Origin of the sequence: Vibrio sp. 5S239 (assembly GCF_041439575.1) — a bacterium.
GTDB classification, from domain to species: domain Bacteria; phylum Pseudomonadota; class Gammaproteobacteria; order Enterobacterales; family Vibrionaceae; genus Vibrio; species Vibrio kanaloae.
This window is the reverse complement of sequence record NZ_JBGOOM010000005.1, coordinates 190,244-204,685: the sequence shown is the minus strand read 5'-3', so window position 1 is coordinate 204,685 and position 14,442 is coordinate 190,244. Positions and strand designations below refer to the sequence as shown.

Here is a 14,442-nt window from a genome sequence, read left to right as displayed (position 1 = left end):
TGTCAGAAGAAACGGAGTATTACTGACTAATATGTTTAAACGCGCTCGCTCAATTGCTTGCTTATGCATCGCAGCAACATTAGGTACCCCAACGTTGGCAAATACCAATAGTTTAGAGCTACCGGATATCGGCACTGCTGCTGGCGGTACACTCACAATCGATCAAGAACTTATCTATGGTGATGCCTACATGCGCATCATCAGAAGCAGCCAGCCTATCGTCAATGACCCTGTTCTAAACCAATACATTGATACACTGGGCCATCGCCTGGTCGCGAACGCTAATGATGTAAAAACACCTTTTCAATTCTTTATGATCCGTGATCGCAATATCAATGCCTTCGCATTCTTTGGTGGTTACGTTGCATTGCACTCTGGGTTATTCCTGCATGCACAGTCAGAAAGCGAACTTGCTTCGGTATTAGCGCACGAGATCGCACACGTTACCCAGCGCCACTTAGCACGCAGCATGGAAGGCCAAGCTCGTCGTACTCCAGCGACCATCGCAGCACTTGCCGCGTCTGTATTACTGGCTATTGCAGCACCCGAAGCAGGAATTGCTGCGTTAACCGCAACGACTGCGGGCAACATGCAAAGCCAAATCAACTACACCCGTAGCAATGAAAAAGAAGCCGATCGCTTTGGTATCAACACGCTAGCAAAAGCTGGTTTCGATGTGAATGCTATGCCACGTTTCTTTGGCCGTTTGGCTGATGAATACCGCTATGCCAGCACACCACCACCCATGTTGCTGACTCACCCATTACCTCAAGACCGAATTACAGATTCTCGTGCCCGAGCTCGCAGTTATCCACCGCTAAAACTGGCTCCATCATTAGATTACCATCTAGCGAGATCTCGCATTGTCGCGCGTTATGCGGGTATCAATAATGATGCGGCTCTAGATTGGTTTGAGCGCCAACTGAAAAAAGCACCTAAAGCTATAGTGCCGTCACTAGAGTATGGCCAAGCACTGGTTTACCTAGATTCGAAAAAGCTAGATAAAGCCGAGCCTATTCTGACAAAGCTAATGAATAGCGATCCGACTAACCTATTTTATTTAGATGCGATCTCGGATCTGCATATTGAACAGATGCAACCTGAGACTGCGATTAAAGAACTTAAATCTGCACTGGTTCGTCAGCCAAACAACCCAGTTCTAACCATTAACTACGCCAATGCATTGCTCGAGAATGAAGATCTACAAGAAGCTGTTCGTGTATTACAGCGTTACACACACGATAACCCGAACGACGCCAATGGCTGGCATCTGCTTTCAAAAGTAAGTACTAGCCTGGGTAATAGCGACGAAGAGCTCGCCGCTCGTGCAGAGATTTTGGCACTACGAGCCAACTGGAACAAAGCGATTCAGTACTATACGCAAGCAAGCCAAATCGCAGAACTCGGAAGTTTAAAGCAAGCACGTTACGATGCTCGAATTGACCAACTGATGATTCAGCGGGAACGCTTCTTGTCGCTGCAGTAAATTTTGATTTGCTAGCAAAGACTCGCTACCGAAATAAAAAGAAAGCTCAACAAATACAATGAAGCCGCTCGAGTGGCTTGTATCGACGAATTAAATCAAAAATAATAGTGAGGAAGAACAATGTCTGTCGTGATTTATCATAATCCACGTTGCTCAAAGAGCCGTCAAACTCTCGAACTGCTTGAAGCAAAAGGCGTACAGCCAGAGGTTATCAAGTACCTAGACACACCTTTAACTGTCGAGCAACTAAAAGTGCTTTTCACTCAGCTTGGTTTTGACAATGTTCGCGAGATGATGCGCACCAAAGAAGCGGATTACAAAGAAGCAAATCTTGGCGATGCATCGGTTACTGATGAAAACCTTTTCTCAGCAATGGCGACAAATCCAAAGCTATTTGAACGCCCAGTCGTTGTCGCGAACAACAAAGCAAAAATTGGTCGTCCACCAGAGCAAGTGCTAGAGATCCTGTAATCCAATATGAGCATTAATATTCTTGTTCTCTACTACAGTCGCCACGGCAACACACAAGCTCTAGCCAGGCAGATTGCGCGAGGGGTTGAATCTATCCCGAACTGCGAAGCCATGTTAAGAACGGTGAACGACGTGTACACGGTAGAAGAGCAGGCTGATTCGCGTTATCAACCAACCGATCCTATCGCAACGTTGCAAGAACTCCGTTCTTGTAATGGTTTAGCGCTAGGTAGTCCAGTTTGGTTTGGTAATATGGCCGGGCCTATGAAGCACTTTTGGGATAGCACCACATCATTATGGGTCAATGGTGACCTTATCGATAAGCCTGCTTGTGTGTTTACTTCGTCTTCGTCACTGCATGGCGGTCAAGAAACCACACAGCAAAGTATGATGTTGCCACTGCTTCACCATGGCATGCTGGTGGTGGGAATCCCCTACTCTGAACCTGCGCTGCATAACACTCGAACCGGTGGCACACCTTACGGTGCAAGCAGTACAGGAGAAGCGCCATCGTTAAGCAAAGAAGAGATTGAACTGGCTCAAAACCTAGGCAAGCGCTTAGCTCGCATCGCTGAAAACCAAAAGGGAATCTCTCAATGATGTATATGTCAGAGAAAGCTATGTCTCCCAAAACAAAGTTATGTCGTTACCTCGCTTTATCAGGCAACCTATTGCTTCTACTTTGGGTGGTGGCTTGGCAGATGACACTTTCACCTTACCCTCACCTAAGCAATATCACACTGGCTATTGCCTGGGCTATCCCGCTTTTATTACCTTTACCGGGTATTTTAGCAGGCAAACCTTATACGCATGCTTGGGCTAACTTTGTCTTAATGCTCTATTTCCTACATGCGTTAACCATACTGTATGTAGACGGTGGTGAACGCCTGTTAGCCGCGGTAGAACTGCTGCTAACGACGTTAGGTTTCGTGGGGAATATCTTATTTACTCGTTTTCGTGCCAAAGAGTTAGGCATCAAACTTAAGCGTCTTTCGGAAGTAGAAAAGAAAGAAAAAGCTAAGTTCGAGCAGTAATATTGATTGGATTTTATAAAATTGAAAACCCAATAAACAAAAAGCCCTGCGAGATTTCTCTCGCAGGGCTTTTTTCATGTTTTCACTTCAATCTGTCATGCGGTAGATGATTACGAGTGAGTCCATTCGTATACCAAGCTTGGCTTAGTGTGCACTGGAGCCATGATGATGAGTTCTTCTTCACCAGATTCGTCTAGCGTCGCATCAGTCGTGCTTGTTAGCTCAGCATCCGTAGAGAGCTCGCTGCCTTTAATCACTTGAACGCTTGAGTCAATCTCACTTCCCTCGCCTTCAGTATCAACAGCGCTTGCTGAATCATCACCTACAGACATAGAGTTGTCTTGCGTTTCAAATTCAGGGCTCACTTCAGGTTCAATATAAGACTCTTCAACCTTAGCGACTTGGCGAATGCTTTCCACTTCTTGTTCAAACTCTTGTTGAGTTGATAGTAAGTGTATTTGGAAAGTGACTTCATTGTTTTGAATTTTCAGGATATCTAGACTTGCCACTGAGTTTAGACGCTTAAGCGCATTCTCCAAATGGAAAAAATCCTGGGCGTTATTCAGGCTAATAAACTGCGTGAGAATAGACTCTGAAGATTCACTTGCTACGGTAACAGCACTTTTACCTACGTAGTAGTTACTAATTTGATCAACCAGCGTCTTAGAACCCGTAGCACTGTTACCCGATATCGAACCTGTCACAGGTGAAGCTGGCGCACTCGTCAACTGGCTTGGCTTTTGATCATACAAAGTCCAACGTAATCCAGAAGGTTGAGCCTTTACAACAAGCACAGCATCAACAGGGTAACGTTGACTCGCTTTACTGATTGGCGTAACAAAATTTCCCCATAGATCAGAGATCTCAATGCCCGTGATATCGTCAAAATCGCCAACAGGTAGCGTCAGGGGTAATCCACGTTCTTTTGCGTTTACTTGTAAGCCTGCAGCTAACTGTGAATTAGTATGCTCCCATACTATATTCTTGTCGTAGTTATCTTCTTCTATCAACCAAACTAGGATGTTTGAACGAGTATCAGGCCAATACGGCAATTGCGCTTGAGTTAGTAATGAACGGATTTGAGCAGCATTAAAACGCATGCGTAATGTTGATTGACCATTACTTTCGCCAAAACTCATTTGAGACATATACTGCGCACTCTTACGCATCGCCTTTTGAATAGTATCATTCGAAGCGACATCGGTTTGGCCAGTAGCACGTATCAATACCTGCTCCATGCCAGTATTTCTTGCCACTTGCTCTGACTGTTTACCTCTAGCGTCAATCGCAACCTCAACACTAAAGATATCTACTTGAGTTAAGGCATAGCTCGGAGAGGCTAATAATGCCATGAACAACAATGCTATGTAGCGCATACTGATCCTAATATTCAAATCTTGTGCCTTGATGATAAGCAACTATGGATTGAGGGGCAAGGTCGATAACCCCCACTGTGTTTAATAACTATAAAATATCACCTAACCATGATAAATCGTTCACTTGTAAAGCGAATTTTCCTTATTTGGATCGAGGTAAATATCACTAAGGTAAATAAATTTGATCTATCTAGTGTAGCAATCGTTTGCCAAGTGATAGAATCCTGCGAATTTTATTTTTCGACTTTCATATAACGACCATTTTTAAGGATTTAACATGAAAAATGCTTTGCAAGGTGCGCAAATGCTGTTTGTAGCTTTTGGTGCACTTGTATTAGTGCCGCTACTGACAGGGCTTGATCCTAACGTTGCACTTTTTGGCGCGGGTATCGGTACCCTTATATTCCAACTTATTACACGCCGTTCAGTGCCAATCTTCTTAGCGTCTTCTTTCGCCTTCATCGCACCTATCATGTTCGGAATTCAGACTTGGGGTGTAGGAGCAACCATGGGTGGCCTTATGGCGGCAGGAGTTGTGTATGTATTAATGGGAGCTTTGATAAAAGTACGAGGCGTTGCCTTCATTCATAAACTACTTCCACCCGTCGTTGTTGGCCCTGTCATCATGGTTATCGGTTTAGGTCTTGCGCCTGTTGCGGTAAACATGGCGCTAGGTAAAACAGGCGACGGTGCGGTTCAGCTTGTCGATGCAGATGCTGCACTGTGGATCTCTTCGATTTCACTGTTAGTGACGATTATCATCAGTGTGTTTTCAAAAGGCTTCCTTAAACTGCTGCCTATCTTCGGCGGTATTGTTGCGGGTTATATCACCAGCCTGATATATGGTGCAGTAGACTTCACACCCGTGGCTCAAGCGTCTTGGTTGGCACTACCAAACTTTACAACACCTGAGTTCAACATCAACGCTATCTTCTTTATGGTATTTGTCGCCATTGCACCGGCCGTTGAGCACGTTGGCGACATGCTTGCCATCTCTAACGTAACTGGCAAAGACTACCTTAAAAAACCAGGTTTACACCGCACTATCACTGGCGACGGTGTCGCTACGATTGCGGCTTCTATGCTGGGCGCACCACCAAATACAACGTACAGTGAAGTAACTGGTGCGGTAATGCTAACGAAAGCATTTAACCCAGTGATCATGACTTGGGCAGCCGTTACGGCCATTGTTTTAGCCTTGGTTGGTAAGCTAGGCGCACTACTTCAAACGATTCCAGTTCCAGTGATGGGCGGCATCATGATTCTGCTGTTTGGTTCAATCGCAACAGTTGGGCTCAATACCCTCATCAAGAACAATGTAGACCTGCATAAATCACGTAACCTTGTGATTGTGGGTATTACTTTAGTCTTTGGTATTGGCGGCATGGCCTTTGGTATCGGTGACTTCAGCCTACAAGGCGTAAGCTTGTGTGGTATCGTGGCGATTCTACTGAACCTAGTTCTTCCTGAAGAGCTAGGCGACAACACAGTAGTAGACAAAGCTCAAATCGATTAAGCAATCGGTAAAGCTAGATTTAAAAGAATCACAAGCCAACAAGATCAAGAAGGGAGAGCACCGAATGCTCTCCCTTCTTATTAATACGGCTAAATTCAGCGAGTTAAGAAACGGTATAGAGTAACTTAAGCTGAAACCGAATTACTTAGTACCGAAGATCTTATCACCAGCATCGCCAAGACCTGGAACGATGTAGCCCTTGTCGTTTAGCTTCTCATCAATTGCAGCAGTGTAAAGCTCTACGTCTGGGTGCGCTTTTTCTAGAGCTGCAATACCTTCAGGAGCCGCTACAAGTACAAGAATCTTAAAGTGCTTACAACCTTTCTCTTTCATTAAGTCAATCGTTGCGATCATAGAACCACCTGTCGCAAGCATTGGGTCTACCACAAGAGCAATACGCTCCTCGATATTAGATGCAAGCTTATTGAAGTATGGTACTGGTTCAAGTGTTTCTTCGTCACGGTAAACACCAACAACGCTAATACGAGCACTTGGAATGTGCTCTAGAACGCCGTCCATCATGCCTAGACCAGCACGTAGGATTGGCACTACTGTTACTTTTTTACCTTTAACTTGGTCAACTTCAACTGGACCGTTCCAACCATTAATAGTTACACGCTCAGTCTCAAAGTCTGATGTCGCTTCGTATGTTAGAAGGCTACCCACTTCTGTCGCTAGCTCACGAAAACGCTTAGTGCTAATCTCACCTTCACGCATCAGGCCAATTTTATGTTTTACTAGCGGGTGTTTCACTTCAACAACTTTCATTTCCAACTCCGGCAATATTTAAACAAACCTGTAGATTGTACACGAACTTTGTGGTTATTTCAGAATCTTTATTCTAATAAAAAAAACCGCGCAAACGTTTGCTCTTCATAAACAAGCCCTGTTAGAATAACGCCGTTTTCACATCCAACTTAAGTTCGAGGACTATCCCGTGAGTGGTAATACTTCTTCTCTAAGCTACAAAGACGCAGGCGTTGATATCGACGCAGGTAATGCACTAGTAGACCGTATTAAAGGTGCAGTTAAACGCACTCGTCGCCCTGAAGTAATGGGCGGTATTGGTGGCTTTGGCGCCCTATGTGAACTTCCAACGAAATACAAAGAGCCGGTACTTGTTTCAGGTACTGATGGTGTTGGTACTAAACTTCGCCTTGCTTTGGATCTGAAAAAACACGACACCATTGGTATCGACCTAGTGGCAATGTGTGTGAACGATCTAATCGTTCAAGGTGGTGAGCCGCTATTTTTCCTAGACTACTACGCAACAGGTAAGCTAGATGTAGATACAGCAGCAGACGTTGTTTCTGGTATTGCTGAAGGCTGTGTTCAAGCTGGTTGTGCACTAATCGGTGGTGAAACGGCTGAAATGCCAGGCATGTATGAGGGCGACGACTACGACGTAGCGGGCTTTTGTGTTGGTGTTGTAGAAAAAGCTGACATCATTGATGGCACTAAAGTAGCAGCAGGCGACGCACTTATCGCTGTTGGATCAAGTGGTCCACACTCAAACGGCTACTCTTTAATTCGTAAAGTTCTAGAAGTTTCTGGTGCTGATAAGAATGAAGAGCTAGAAGGTCGCACTATCGGTGAACACCTACTAGAACCCACTAAGATTTACATCAAATCAGCGCTTAAGATGATTGCCGAGCATGACATTCATGCTATCTCGCACATCACAGGTGGTGGTTTCTGGGAGAACATCCCACGCGTACTTCCTGAAGGTACTAAAGCAGTGATTGATGGTAAGAGCTGGGAATGGCCTGCTATCTTCAACTGGCTACAAGAGAAAGGTAATGTGGAGACATTCGAAATGTACCGCACTTTCAACTGTGGTGTTGGCCTAGTTGTTGCCCTACCTAAAGAGCAAGCAGACGCTGCTGTTGAACTACTGAAAACTGAAGGCGAAAACGCCTGGGTTATCGGTGAGATCGCAAACGCGGAAGCTGGTGAAGAGCAAGTTGAAATCAAATAAGTGATACGCTCACTTACTTAGTTAAGCAATGAGGACCAATGGTCCTCATTTTGCTATTTAGCCCGCAGAAAACCTTAGTTTATGTAGGTACATTGTAAACAGTTCCGTTAATCAATCGCATGACCCACTCTATGAAAAACAATCACTCAAATAAAACCAGCCACTCTCAGAAAAACATCGTTGTGTTAGTTTCAGGAAGCGGAAGTAACTTGCAAGCCATTTTGGATGCCTGTGATAACCATACGATTGACGCCTCCGTTAAGGCAGTTTTCTCAAACAAAGCAGAGGCTTTTGGTTTAGAGCGAGCGAAAACCGCGGGTGTTGACGCCCATTCAGTGAATCCAAAAGACTTTGGTTCACGTGAAGAGTTTGACCATGAATTGATGGTTCAGATCGATGCTTACCAGCCAGATTTAATCGTACTCGCTGGCTACATGCGAATCCTAAGTTCAGAGTTTGTTCGTCACTATGCTGGGAAGATGGTCAACATCCACCCTTCTCTGTTACCTAAATACCCGGGCTTACACACCCACCAGCGTGCCATTGACGCCCAAGACAAAGAACACGGTACCAGCGTTCACTTTGTTACTGAGGAACTTGATGGTGGCCCGGTGATCTTACAAGCTAAGGTTCCGGTATTTGAAGATGATGATGCTGACATGTTAGCTAGCCGTGTGCTTACTCAAGAACACAACATTTACCCTATGGCCTGCAAGTGGTTCATCGAAGATCGTTTATCAATGGTAAACGGACAAGCAGTCTTAGACGGCAAAGTGTTGGGCAAGCACGGTTACGCAGAAGAGTAATTCATCAGACGACTCTCACAAGTCAATGACTTAGAAACAAAAAGGCCGCTTACTGACTTATGAGTACAGTAAACGGCCTTTCTTTTGTGCGGATCAAATAACGCTATTAGGGACGGTTAGCTCAATGGTTCAGTTGGCGCTTGGCTCGCGACCTTTTTCGGTGCATAAGCAACATTTTCCAACACGTGATGATTGTTGCCAATCAGCTCACCAAAATGAAACAGTGCGTACTCGCCCGGCTTCATCCTAAACCACTCTTCGTTATCCGTAAGAGGTTGAGTTGCGACGACAGTCACCACATCATTCGGCGTGGTCTCTTCTTGGAAGTTAATCTCAACGTCTTCATCAATTAAGCTCGCTTTACCAAAAGGCGCACGTCTTGTTATCCAATACAAATGATTGGTACAGTAAGTCATGACGTACTCGCCATCACTTAACAGCATATTGAAAACGCCTTTCTCGCGTAACTTATCACAGCACTCAGCAAAGAAGCGGAACATACCTTCCATGTCTTGAGGCGGCTCAGGGAAACGCTCTTCAAGTTGTTTGAGTAGCCAACAGAAAGAGAGTTCACTGTCCGTTTCACCGACGGGTCTGAAACGCCCACTCACCAGATCATCGTAGTCCGTTAATTGGCCATTATGAGCAAAGGTCCAGTATCGTCCCCAAAGCTCACGGGTAAAAGGGTGAGTGTTCTCTAAATTGACACCACCGCGATTGGCTTGACGGATATGACTGACAACAGCTTGGCTTTTAATTGGGTAGTTTTGAACCAACTCAGCGATTTTGGATTCACAGCTTGGATTAGGATCTTTAAATGTACGAAAACCCTTTCCTTCATAGAAAGTAATACCCCAGCCATCACGGTGTGGGCCAGTATTGCCTCCACGTTGCATTAGACCAGTAAAGCTAAAACAAATATCTGTTGGTACATTCGCGCTCATGCCGAGCAATTCACACATGGTCTAATCTACTCCCTATTAAAACCAGCGAAGCCTATGCTAGGCTCCAATGTCTGTAAACTGTTATTCCATTTCTTTTTCAACAAGTTGAATCACAATGTGGATGATCTTAATGTGAACCTCTTGAATTCGGTCAGCATAACCAAAATGTGGCACTCGGATTTCGATATCGGCACAACCAGCCATTTTTCCGCCATCTTTACCGGTTAGCGCGATGGTTTTCATACCTTTCGCTTGAGCAGCTTCAATCGCTTTTAAAATATTGCTGGAATTACCCGAAGTCGACAAACCAAACAACACATCGCCTTTACGACCTACCGCCTCTACGTAACGAGAAAACACGTGATCGTAGCCAAAATCGTTACTCACACAAGATAAATGGCTAGGATCTGAAATCGCAATACCAGCGAAACCTGGGCGATTTTCACGGTATCTACCAGTAAGCTCTTCCGCGAAGTGCATCGCATCACAGTGTGAACCACCGTTCCCACAGGAAAGCACTTTCCCTTCTTGCTTGAATGAGTCAGCAATCATTTTTGCCGCAGCTTCAATTTGAGCGATGTTATGGTCATCACTCAAGAACTTGTTCAGAACGTCTGCCGCTTCGTTCAATTCACTTTTGATTAGGTCTTGGTACATAAGGCTTATCTCTTATATTTATTTACGCAGCTTAAAGTACGTGAAATGAGATCTGAGGGGGGTTTTCCCTCTTTTACCTGAGTTTACCCACAAACATGAAATTGTGTCGACACTTAAGCCCAAAGATTGCCACCTTTATTAACTTGTCTCTGTCAATTCGTCCAAACATTCACCACCGACCTCTCACAATTAGAATTTTAGCTCTATTAAGATCACTTTTTATCCACTTTGGAGTTTTACAAATATTTAATATTCTGTTTACACTTGACTGGTTAGACCTCTTACCTAAACTTAATAACAATAAGTGATCTCTGAAAAGGAAATCGTTCATGAACATATTGCTCTCCCTACTCGGCTTTACAGCCATCTTAGGTGTCTGCCTTTACCATAGAGTTAGTCTGGTACGTGCATTAATCGTCTTAACTGGCGCAATGATAGCATTAACATTGCTTGGTGGCGTCGCTGTCACTGGCTGGCTTTGCTATCTCTTAGCGGTTGCGATTTTTGCTGTCCCAACAATTCGCCAAACTCTAATCAGTCAAAAAGCGCTTTCTCTATTTAAGACCGTTCTACCAGCGATGTCTCAAACAGAAAAAGAAGCTCTAGAAGCTGGGACGGTATGGTGGGAAGCAGAGCTGTTCAAAGGCAAGCCTGAGTGGAAGAAACTTCAAAACATCGCCGATCCGAAACTCTCTGAAGCTGAGCAAGCATTTTTAGATGGCCCAGTAAATACCGTGTGTGAAATGGTCAACGATTACCAAGTGACACATGAACTCGCAGATTTGCCACCAGAAGTTTGGCAGTATCTGAAAGATCACAAATTCTTCGCCATGATCATTAAGAAAAAATACGGCGGCTTAGAGTTTTCAGCTTACGCTCAATCTCTGGTTCTACAAAAGCTCACGGGCGTTTCTAGTGTATTGTCATCAACCGTTGGCGTACCTAACTCATTAGGCCCTGGTGAACTATTGCAACACTATGGTACAGAAGAACAAAGAAACCACTACCTGCCGCGCCTAGCGGAAGGTAAAGAGATCCCTTGTTTTGCCCTAACTAGTCCAGAAGCCGGCTCAGATGCAGGTTCAATCCCTGATTACGGCGTGGTATGTAAAGGTGAATGGCAAGGCGAAGAAGTATTGGGCATGCGCCTAACTTGGAACAAGCGTTATATCACTCTCGCACCGGTTGCGACTGTGTTAGGTTTAGCTTTTAAATTGCGTGACCCGGATGGCCTGCTGGGTGACCAAAAAGATCTTGGTATCACGTGTGCACTTATCCCAACCGATTTAAAGGGTGTTGAGATTGGCAACCGCCACTTCCCACTAAACGTGCCTTTCCAAAATGGCCCTACTCAAGGCGACGATCTCTTCGTCCCTATCGATTTCATCATCGGTGGCCAGAAAATGGCAGGCCAAGGTTGGCGTATGCTGGTTGAATGCCTGTCGGTGGGTCGTGGAATCACACTGCCTTCAAACTCAACAGGTGGCATCAAGTCTGCAGCACTAGCAACCGGCGCTTACGCTCGTATTCGTCGTCAATTCAAACAGCCTATAGGTCGTATGGAAGGGGTTGAAGAGCCACTTGCACGCCTAGCGGGTAATGCTTACGTAATGGATGCAGCGAGTAACCTAACCGTTGCGGGTATCGACCTTGGCGAAAAGCCTTCTGTTGTATCAGCCATCGTGAAGTACCACTGTACGCACCGTGGCCAACGCAGCATCATCGACGCGATGGATATCGTCGGTGGTAAAGGTATTTGCTTAGGTCCGTCGAACTTCTTAGCTCGTGGTTACCAAGGTTCACCCATCGCAATAACGGTCGAAGGCGCAAACATTCTGACTCGTTCAATGATCATCTACGGTCAGGGAGCGATTCGTTGTCACCCTTATGTTCTAAGCGAAATGGAAGCGGCTTATTCTGAAAGCAGCGATGCACTGGATAAGTTTGATTCTGCGTTAGCTGGACACGTTAGCTTTACGCTCAGTAACCTCGTTCGCAGTTTGTGGTTTGGTTTAACCGATGGTCGTGGTTCTGATACGCCAACACCAGCGAATATAACCGACAAACAAACACAACGCTATTACCAAAAATTAAACCGCTACAGCGCTAACCTAGCACTACTGTCTGATATTTCAATGGCAGTACTAGGGGGCTCTTTGAAACGCAGAGAGCGTCTATCTGCAAGACTGGGCGACATCCTGAGTCAACTGTACTTAGGGTCTGCAACACTAAAGCGTTTTGAAAGTGAAGGCAGCCACGCCGAAGATCTACCGTTAGTACATTGGGGAATGCAAGATAGCTTACGTCAGACTGAAGTGGCGATTGATGAGTTCTTGGCGAACTTCCCTAACCCTGTGATTGGTCGTCTACTTCGTGTTGTGTTAATGCCATTTGGCCGTATCCGTCGCGCACCAAACGACAAACTGGATAGCCAAGTCGCGCACATCCTACAAACACCAAGCGAAACACGTTCACGCATCGGTCGTGGTCAATACTTGGCGGACACTCAATACAACCCTGTTGGTAAAATAGAGAAAGCACTAGAAGTGATTCTTCAAGCTGAGCCTCTGTTTGACAAAGTTTGTAAAGAGACGCATCAAAAACGTGCTTTCTTAAAACTCGACCTTGTCGCTCAACTAGGGCTTGAGAAAGGCATCTTAACGGAGAAAGAAGCTGCATTACTTGTCAGTGCGGAGGAACACAGACTGTACACGATTAATGTTGATGACTTCTCTCCAGAGGACCTTGCAGCAAAGCCACAATATCCAGGCCAATCGATTGATAACGTAGCCTAGGTTCTGCAATAGAAACGAAAACGGGACTCCTAGGAGTCCCGTTTTTTGTTCATAACATCGTTGTCACAAATTCTAATGCTTTATCTCTAGAGGCTTCTTCTCTCCAGACAACCTAATCATCTAAGCGAGTTACTTTGGCGCTTTAAGCTGCATCTCTGGTAACGCTTTTTTCTTTGCTTTGACCTTACGAACCACAAACCAAATCAATAAACCCAATAAAATTACGACCACATTACCCACCGCGATAATGATCATACTACGCTGCTTATCAGCTTCGCGCTTCTTCAATATCATTAATTCATTGGCGATACGCTTCTGTTCAGCGAGAGCTTCTTCTTGAAGGCGCCGAGACTCCGCTAAATCAAGATCTTCGACAACACTATAAGACTGCTCAGAGATTGGAAAGACGAGTGGACGTTGACTAGATGCGTCGGTGGCGTAAACCATTCCCGACCACTTATAAATCCCCAAGTCACTGTTGTATGGCATCTCTAAAGACACTTTCATCGCATCGATTTCAGATCGGCCTTGTCGGTAGATCACGTACTCATCAGGAGCCTTGTGCTCAACATGAGCCGCTAATGAACTCGGCGCAATCATGCCCTGTTCGCCAGACACCACGACAGTGTGAGGTAAACCCTCTTTACGGGACTGTATAAAGGTTGTGATGATTGGCGTTGGGTACACTAATACCTCTTGTTCTTGCGCTCTCAAAAACACACCATTGCCCGAGGTAATGCGAGCTCGATATTTACCAGGCTCAATATCAATCGGTAACGACACAGTGAACACGCCATCTCCGGATTTTTCGTCAAATTCATCCCCATCGTCAGAAAATTCGCCCATCACAACAGGCACAGGGCGTGCTTCTCTGACTAACGATTCTTCATTTTCGACAAACTTGGTAAAGGTCACCTTGAGTTTGACGCGATCGAGAAAATCACGCAGCACAAGAGGCTTGCCGTCTGAAGTCAAACGAGCAGTAAATTTGATGTGTTCGGTTTGATACAACTTGTCTGGAAACTCGTTAGCATCCAAAACAAGATGAGATAGGAGCTTGATGTTATTCTTCGGTGATACTTTACCTATCGCTTGCCAAGGGCCCGGCATCGGTTTGTCGATAGAGATAATGTCCATAGACGACTCTTCGTACCAACGGACATTATCAGCATTGCGCCACGAGTAGTATTTCTTGCCGTCAGGGCGAACCAACACGACAGGTTTAGAGTTATCGGCTCGATAAATCACAAAAGTGACTTGTTCAATACTGGGATCAACGCGAAAACGGTTGTCCAATAAACTCATTACGGATTCCGTTGCTGCATGCAAGCTAAAGCTTAACAGCAATAAGTAACCGATAGCCAATACCCTTAACATAC

13 protein-coding genes are annotated in these 14,442 nt (G+C 45.2%); 8 read left to right on the top strand and 5 right to left on the bottom strand.

Annotated elements, in window-relative coordinates:
* The first annotated feature begins 31 nt into the window (after positions 1–31).
* The 4 genes from ACED48_RS06480 to ACED48_RS06465 all read left to right on the top strand — a co-directional run bounded on the left by ACED48_RS06480 (position 32) and on the right by ACED48_RS06465 (position 2,991).
* On the top strand, positions 32–1,486 hold the full coding sequence (locus tag ACED48_RS06480; protein ID WP_017056341.1) for a M48 family metallopeptidase: 1,455 nt from the start codon (positions 32–34) through the stop codon (positions 1,484–1,486).
* Positions 1,487–1,606: 120 nt separating this feature from the next.
* Entirely contained in the window at positions 1,607–1,957 is a 351-nt protein-coding gene (gene arsC, locus ACED48_RS06475) for an arsenate reductase (glutaredoxin) (protein WP_017056340.1), read from the top strand.
* Positions 1,958–1,963: 6 nt separating this feature from the next.
* Positions 1,964–2,557, top strand: coding sequence for an NAD(P)H:quinone oxidoreductase (gene wrbA, locus ACED48_RS06470; RefSeq protein ID WP_017056339.1), 594 nt, complete (start codon positions 1,964–1,966; stop codon positions 2,555–2,557).
* Positions 2,554–2,991, top strand: coding sequence for a DUF2069 domain-containing protein (locus ACED48_RS06465; protein ID WP_017056338.1), 438 nt, complete (start codon positions 2,554–2,556; stop codon positions 2,989–2,991). The genes wrbA and ACED48_RS06465 overlap by 4 nt, the downstream gene beginning before the upstream one ends.
* Positions 2,992–3,101: 110 nt before the next feature.
* Here ACED48_RS06465 and ACED48_RS06460 read toward each other — a convergent pair whose 3' ends face one another.
* Positions 3,102–4,367 carry a DUF2066 domain-containing protein gene (locus ACED48_RS06460; protein ID WP_017056337.1) on the bottom strand — a complete coding sequence of 422 codons (1,266 nt, stop codon included), beginning with the start codon at positions 4,365–4,367 and terminating at the stop codon, positions 3,102–3,104.
* A gap of 277 nt (positions 4,368–4,644) precedes the next feature.
* Between ACED48_RS06460 and ACED48_RS06455 the strand changes: the two genes are divergently transcribed.
* Positions 4,645–5,883: a uracil-xanthine permease family protein gene (locus ACED48_RS06455; RefSeq protein ID WP_017056336.1), complete on the top strand. Its 1,239-nt coding sequence runs from the start codon at positions 4,645–4,647 to the stop codon at positions 5,881–5,883.
* Between the two features lie 141 nt (positions 5,884–6,024).
* Here ACED48_RS06455 and upp read toward each other — a convergent pair whose 3' ends face one another.
* Positions 6,025–6,651, bottom strand: a complete 627-nt coding sequence (gene upp / locus ACED48_RS06450; RefSeq protein WP_017056335.1) for a uracil phosphoribosyltransferase — start codon at positions 6,649–6,651, stop codon at positions 6,025–6,027.
* A gap of 169 nt (positions 6,652–6,820) precedes the next feature.
* Here upp and purM point away from each other — a divergent pair, with 169 nt between their 5' ends.
* Together purM and purN are read left to right on the top strand one after the other, a co-directional pair.
* Positions 6,821–7,861, top strand: a complete 1,041-nt coding sequence (gene purM, locus ACED48_RS06445) for a phosphoribosylformylglycinamidine cyclo-ligase (protein WP_017056334.1) — start codon at positions 6,821–6,823, stop codon at positions 7,859–7,861.
* A 131-nt stretch (positions 7,862–7,992) separates the two neighbouring features.
* Positions 7,993–8,667, top strand: a complete 675-nt coding sequence (purN, locus tag ACED48_RS06440) for a phosphoribosylglycinamide formyltransferase (RefSeq protein ID WP_029626976.1) — start codon at positions 7,993–7,995, stop codon at positions 8,665–8,667.
* 116 nt (positions 8,668–8,783) lie between these two features.
* On the opposite strand, the gene ACED48_RS06435 is transcribed toward purN, so the two are convergent.
* Together ACED48_RS06435 and lpcA are read right to left on the bottom strand one after the other, a co-directional pair.
* A complete protein-coding gene (locus tag ACED48_RS06435) occupies positions 8,784–9,629 on the bottom strand; it encodes a class II glutamine amidotransferase (RefSeq protein ID WP_017056332.1) in 846 nt (281 codons plus the stop codon).
* A 63-nt stretch (positions 9,630–9,692) separates the two neighbouring features.
* The gene (lpcA, locus tag ACED48_RS06430; RefSeq protein ID WP_017056331.1) at positions 9,693–10,268 is read right to left on the bottom strand and encodes a D-sedoheptulose 7-phosphate isomerase; all 576 of its coding nucleotides are present in this window, start codon (positions 10,266–10,268) and stop codon (positions 9,693–9,695) included.
* 329 nt (positions 10,269–10,597) lie between these two features.
* On the opposite strand from lpcA, the gene fadE reads away from it, so the two are divergent.
* Positions 10,598–13,063 carry an acyl-CoA dehydrogenase FadE gene (gene fadE, locus ACED48_RS06425; protein ID WP_017056329.1) on the top strand — a complete coding sequence of 822 codons (2,466 nt, stop codon included), beginning with the start codon at positions 10,598–10,600 and terminating at the stop codon, positions 13,061–13,063.
* A gap of 129 nt (positions 13,064–13,192) precedes the next feature.
* Here fadE and ACED48_RS06420 read toward each other — a convergent pair whose 3' ends face one another.
* Positions 13,193–14,440 (bottom strand): TIGR03503 family protein, encoded by a 1,248-nt coding sequence (locus ACED48_RS06420; protein ID WP_017056328.1) that lies wholly within the window; start codon positions 14,438–14,440, stop codon positions 13,193–13,195.
* Between the last annotated feature and the right edge of the window lie 2 nt (positions 14,441–14,442).

Bases quoted from the DNA above. Each gene is read 5' to 3' on its own strand.
- ACED48_RS06480 (WP_017056341.1), top strand. From the start codon at position 32: ATGTTTAAACGCGCTCGCTCAATTGCTTGCTTATGCATCGCAGCAACA.
- arsC (WP_017056340.1), top strand. From the start codon at position 1,607: ATGTCTGTCGTGATTTATCATAATCCACGTTGCTCAAAGAGCCGTCAA.
- wrbA (WP_017056339.1), top strand. From the start codon at position 1,964: ATGAGCATTAATATTCTTGTTCTCTACTACAGTCGCCACGGCAACACA.
- ACED48_RS06465 (WP_017056338.1), top strand. From the start codon at position 2,554: ATGATGTATATGTCAGAGAAAGCTATGTCTCCCAAAACAAAGTTATGT.
- ACED48_RS06460 (WP_017056337.1), bottom strand. From the start codon at position 4,367: ATGCGCTACATAGCATTGTTGTTCATGGCATTATTAGCCTCTCCGAGC.
- ACED48_RS06455 (WP_017056336.1), top strand. From the start codon at position 4,645: ATGAAAAATGCTTTGCAAGGTGCGCAAATGCTGTTTGTAGCTTTTGGT.
- upp (WP_017056335.1), bottom strand. From the start codon at position 6,651: ATGAAAGTTGTTGAAGTGAAACACCCGCTAGTAAAACATAAAATTGGC.
- purN (WP_029626976.1), top strand. From the start codon at position 7,993: ATGAAAAACAATCACTCAAATAAAACCAGCCACTCTCAGAAAAACATC.
- ACED48_RS06435 (WP_017056332.1), bottom strand. From the start codon at position 9,629: ATGTGTGAATTGCTCGGCATGAGCGCGAATGTACCAACAGATATTTGT.
- lpcA (WP_017056331.1), bottom strand. From the start codon at position 10,268: ATGTACCAAGACCTAATCAAAAGTGAATTGAACGAAGCGGCAGACGTT.
- fadE (WP_017056329.1), top strand. From the start codon at position 10,598: ATGAACATATTGCTCTCCCTACTCGGCTTTACAGCCATCTTAGGTGTC.
- ACED48_RS06420 (WP_017056328.1), bottom strand. From the start codon at position 14,440: ATGTTAAGGGTATTGGCTATCGGTTACTTATTGCTGTTAAGCTTTAGC.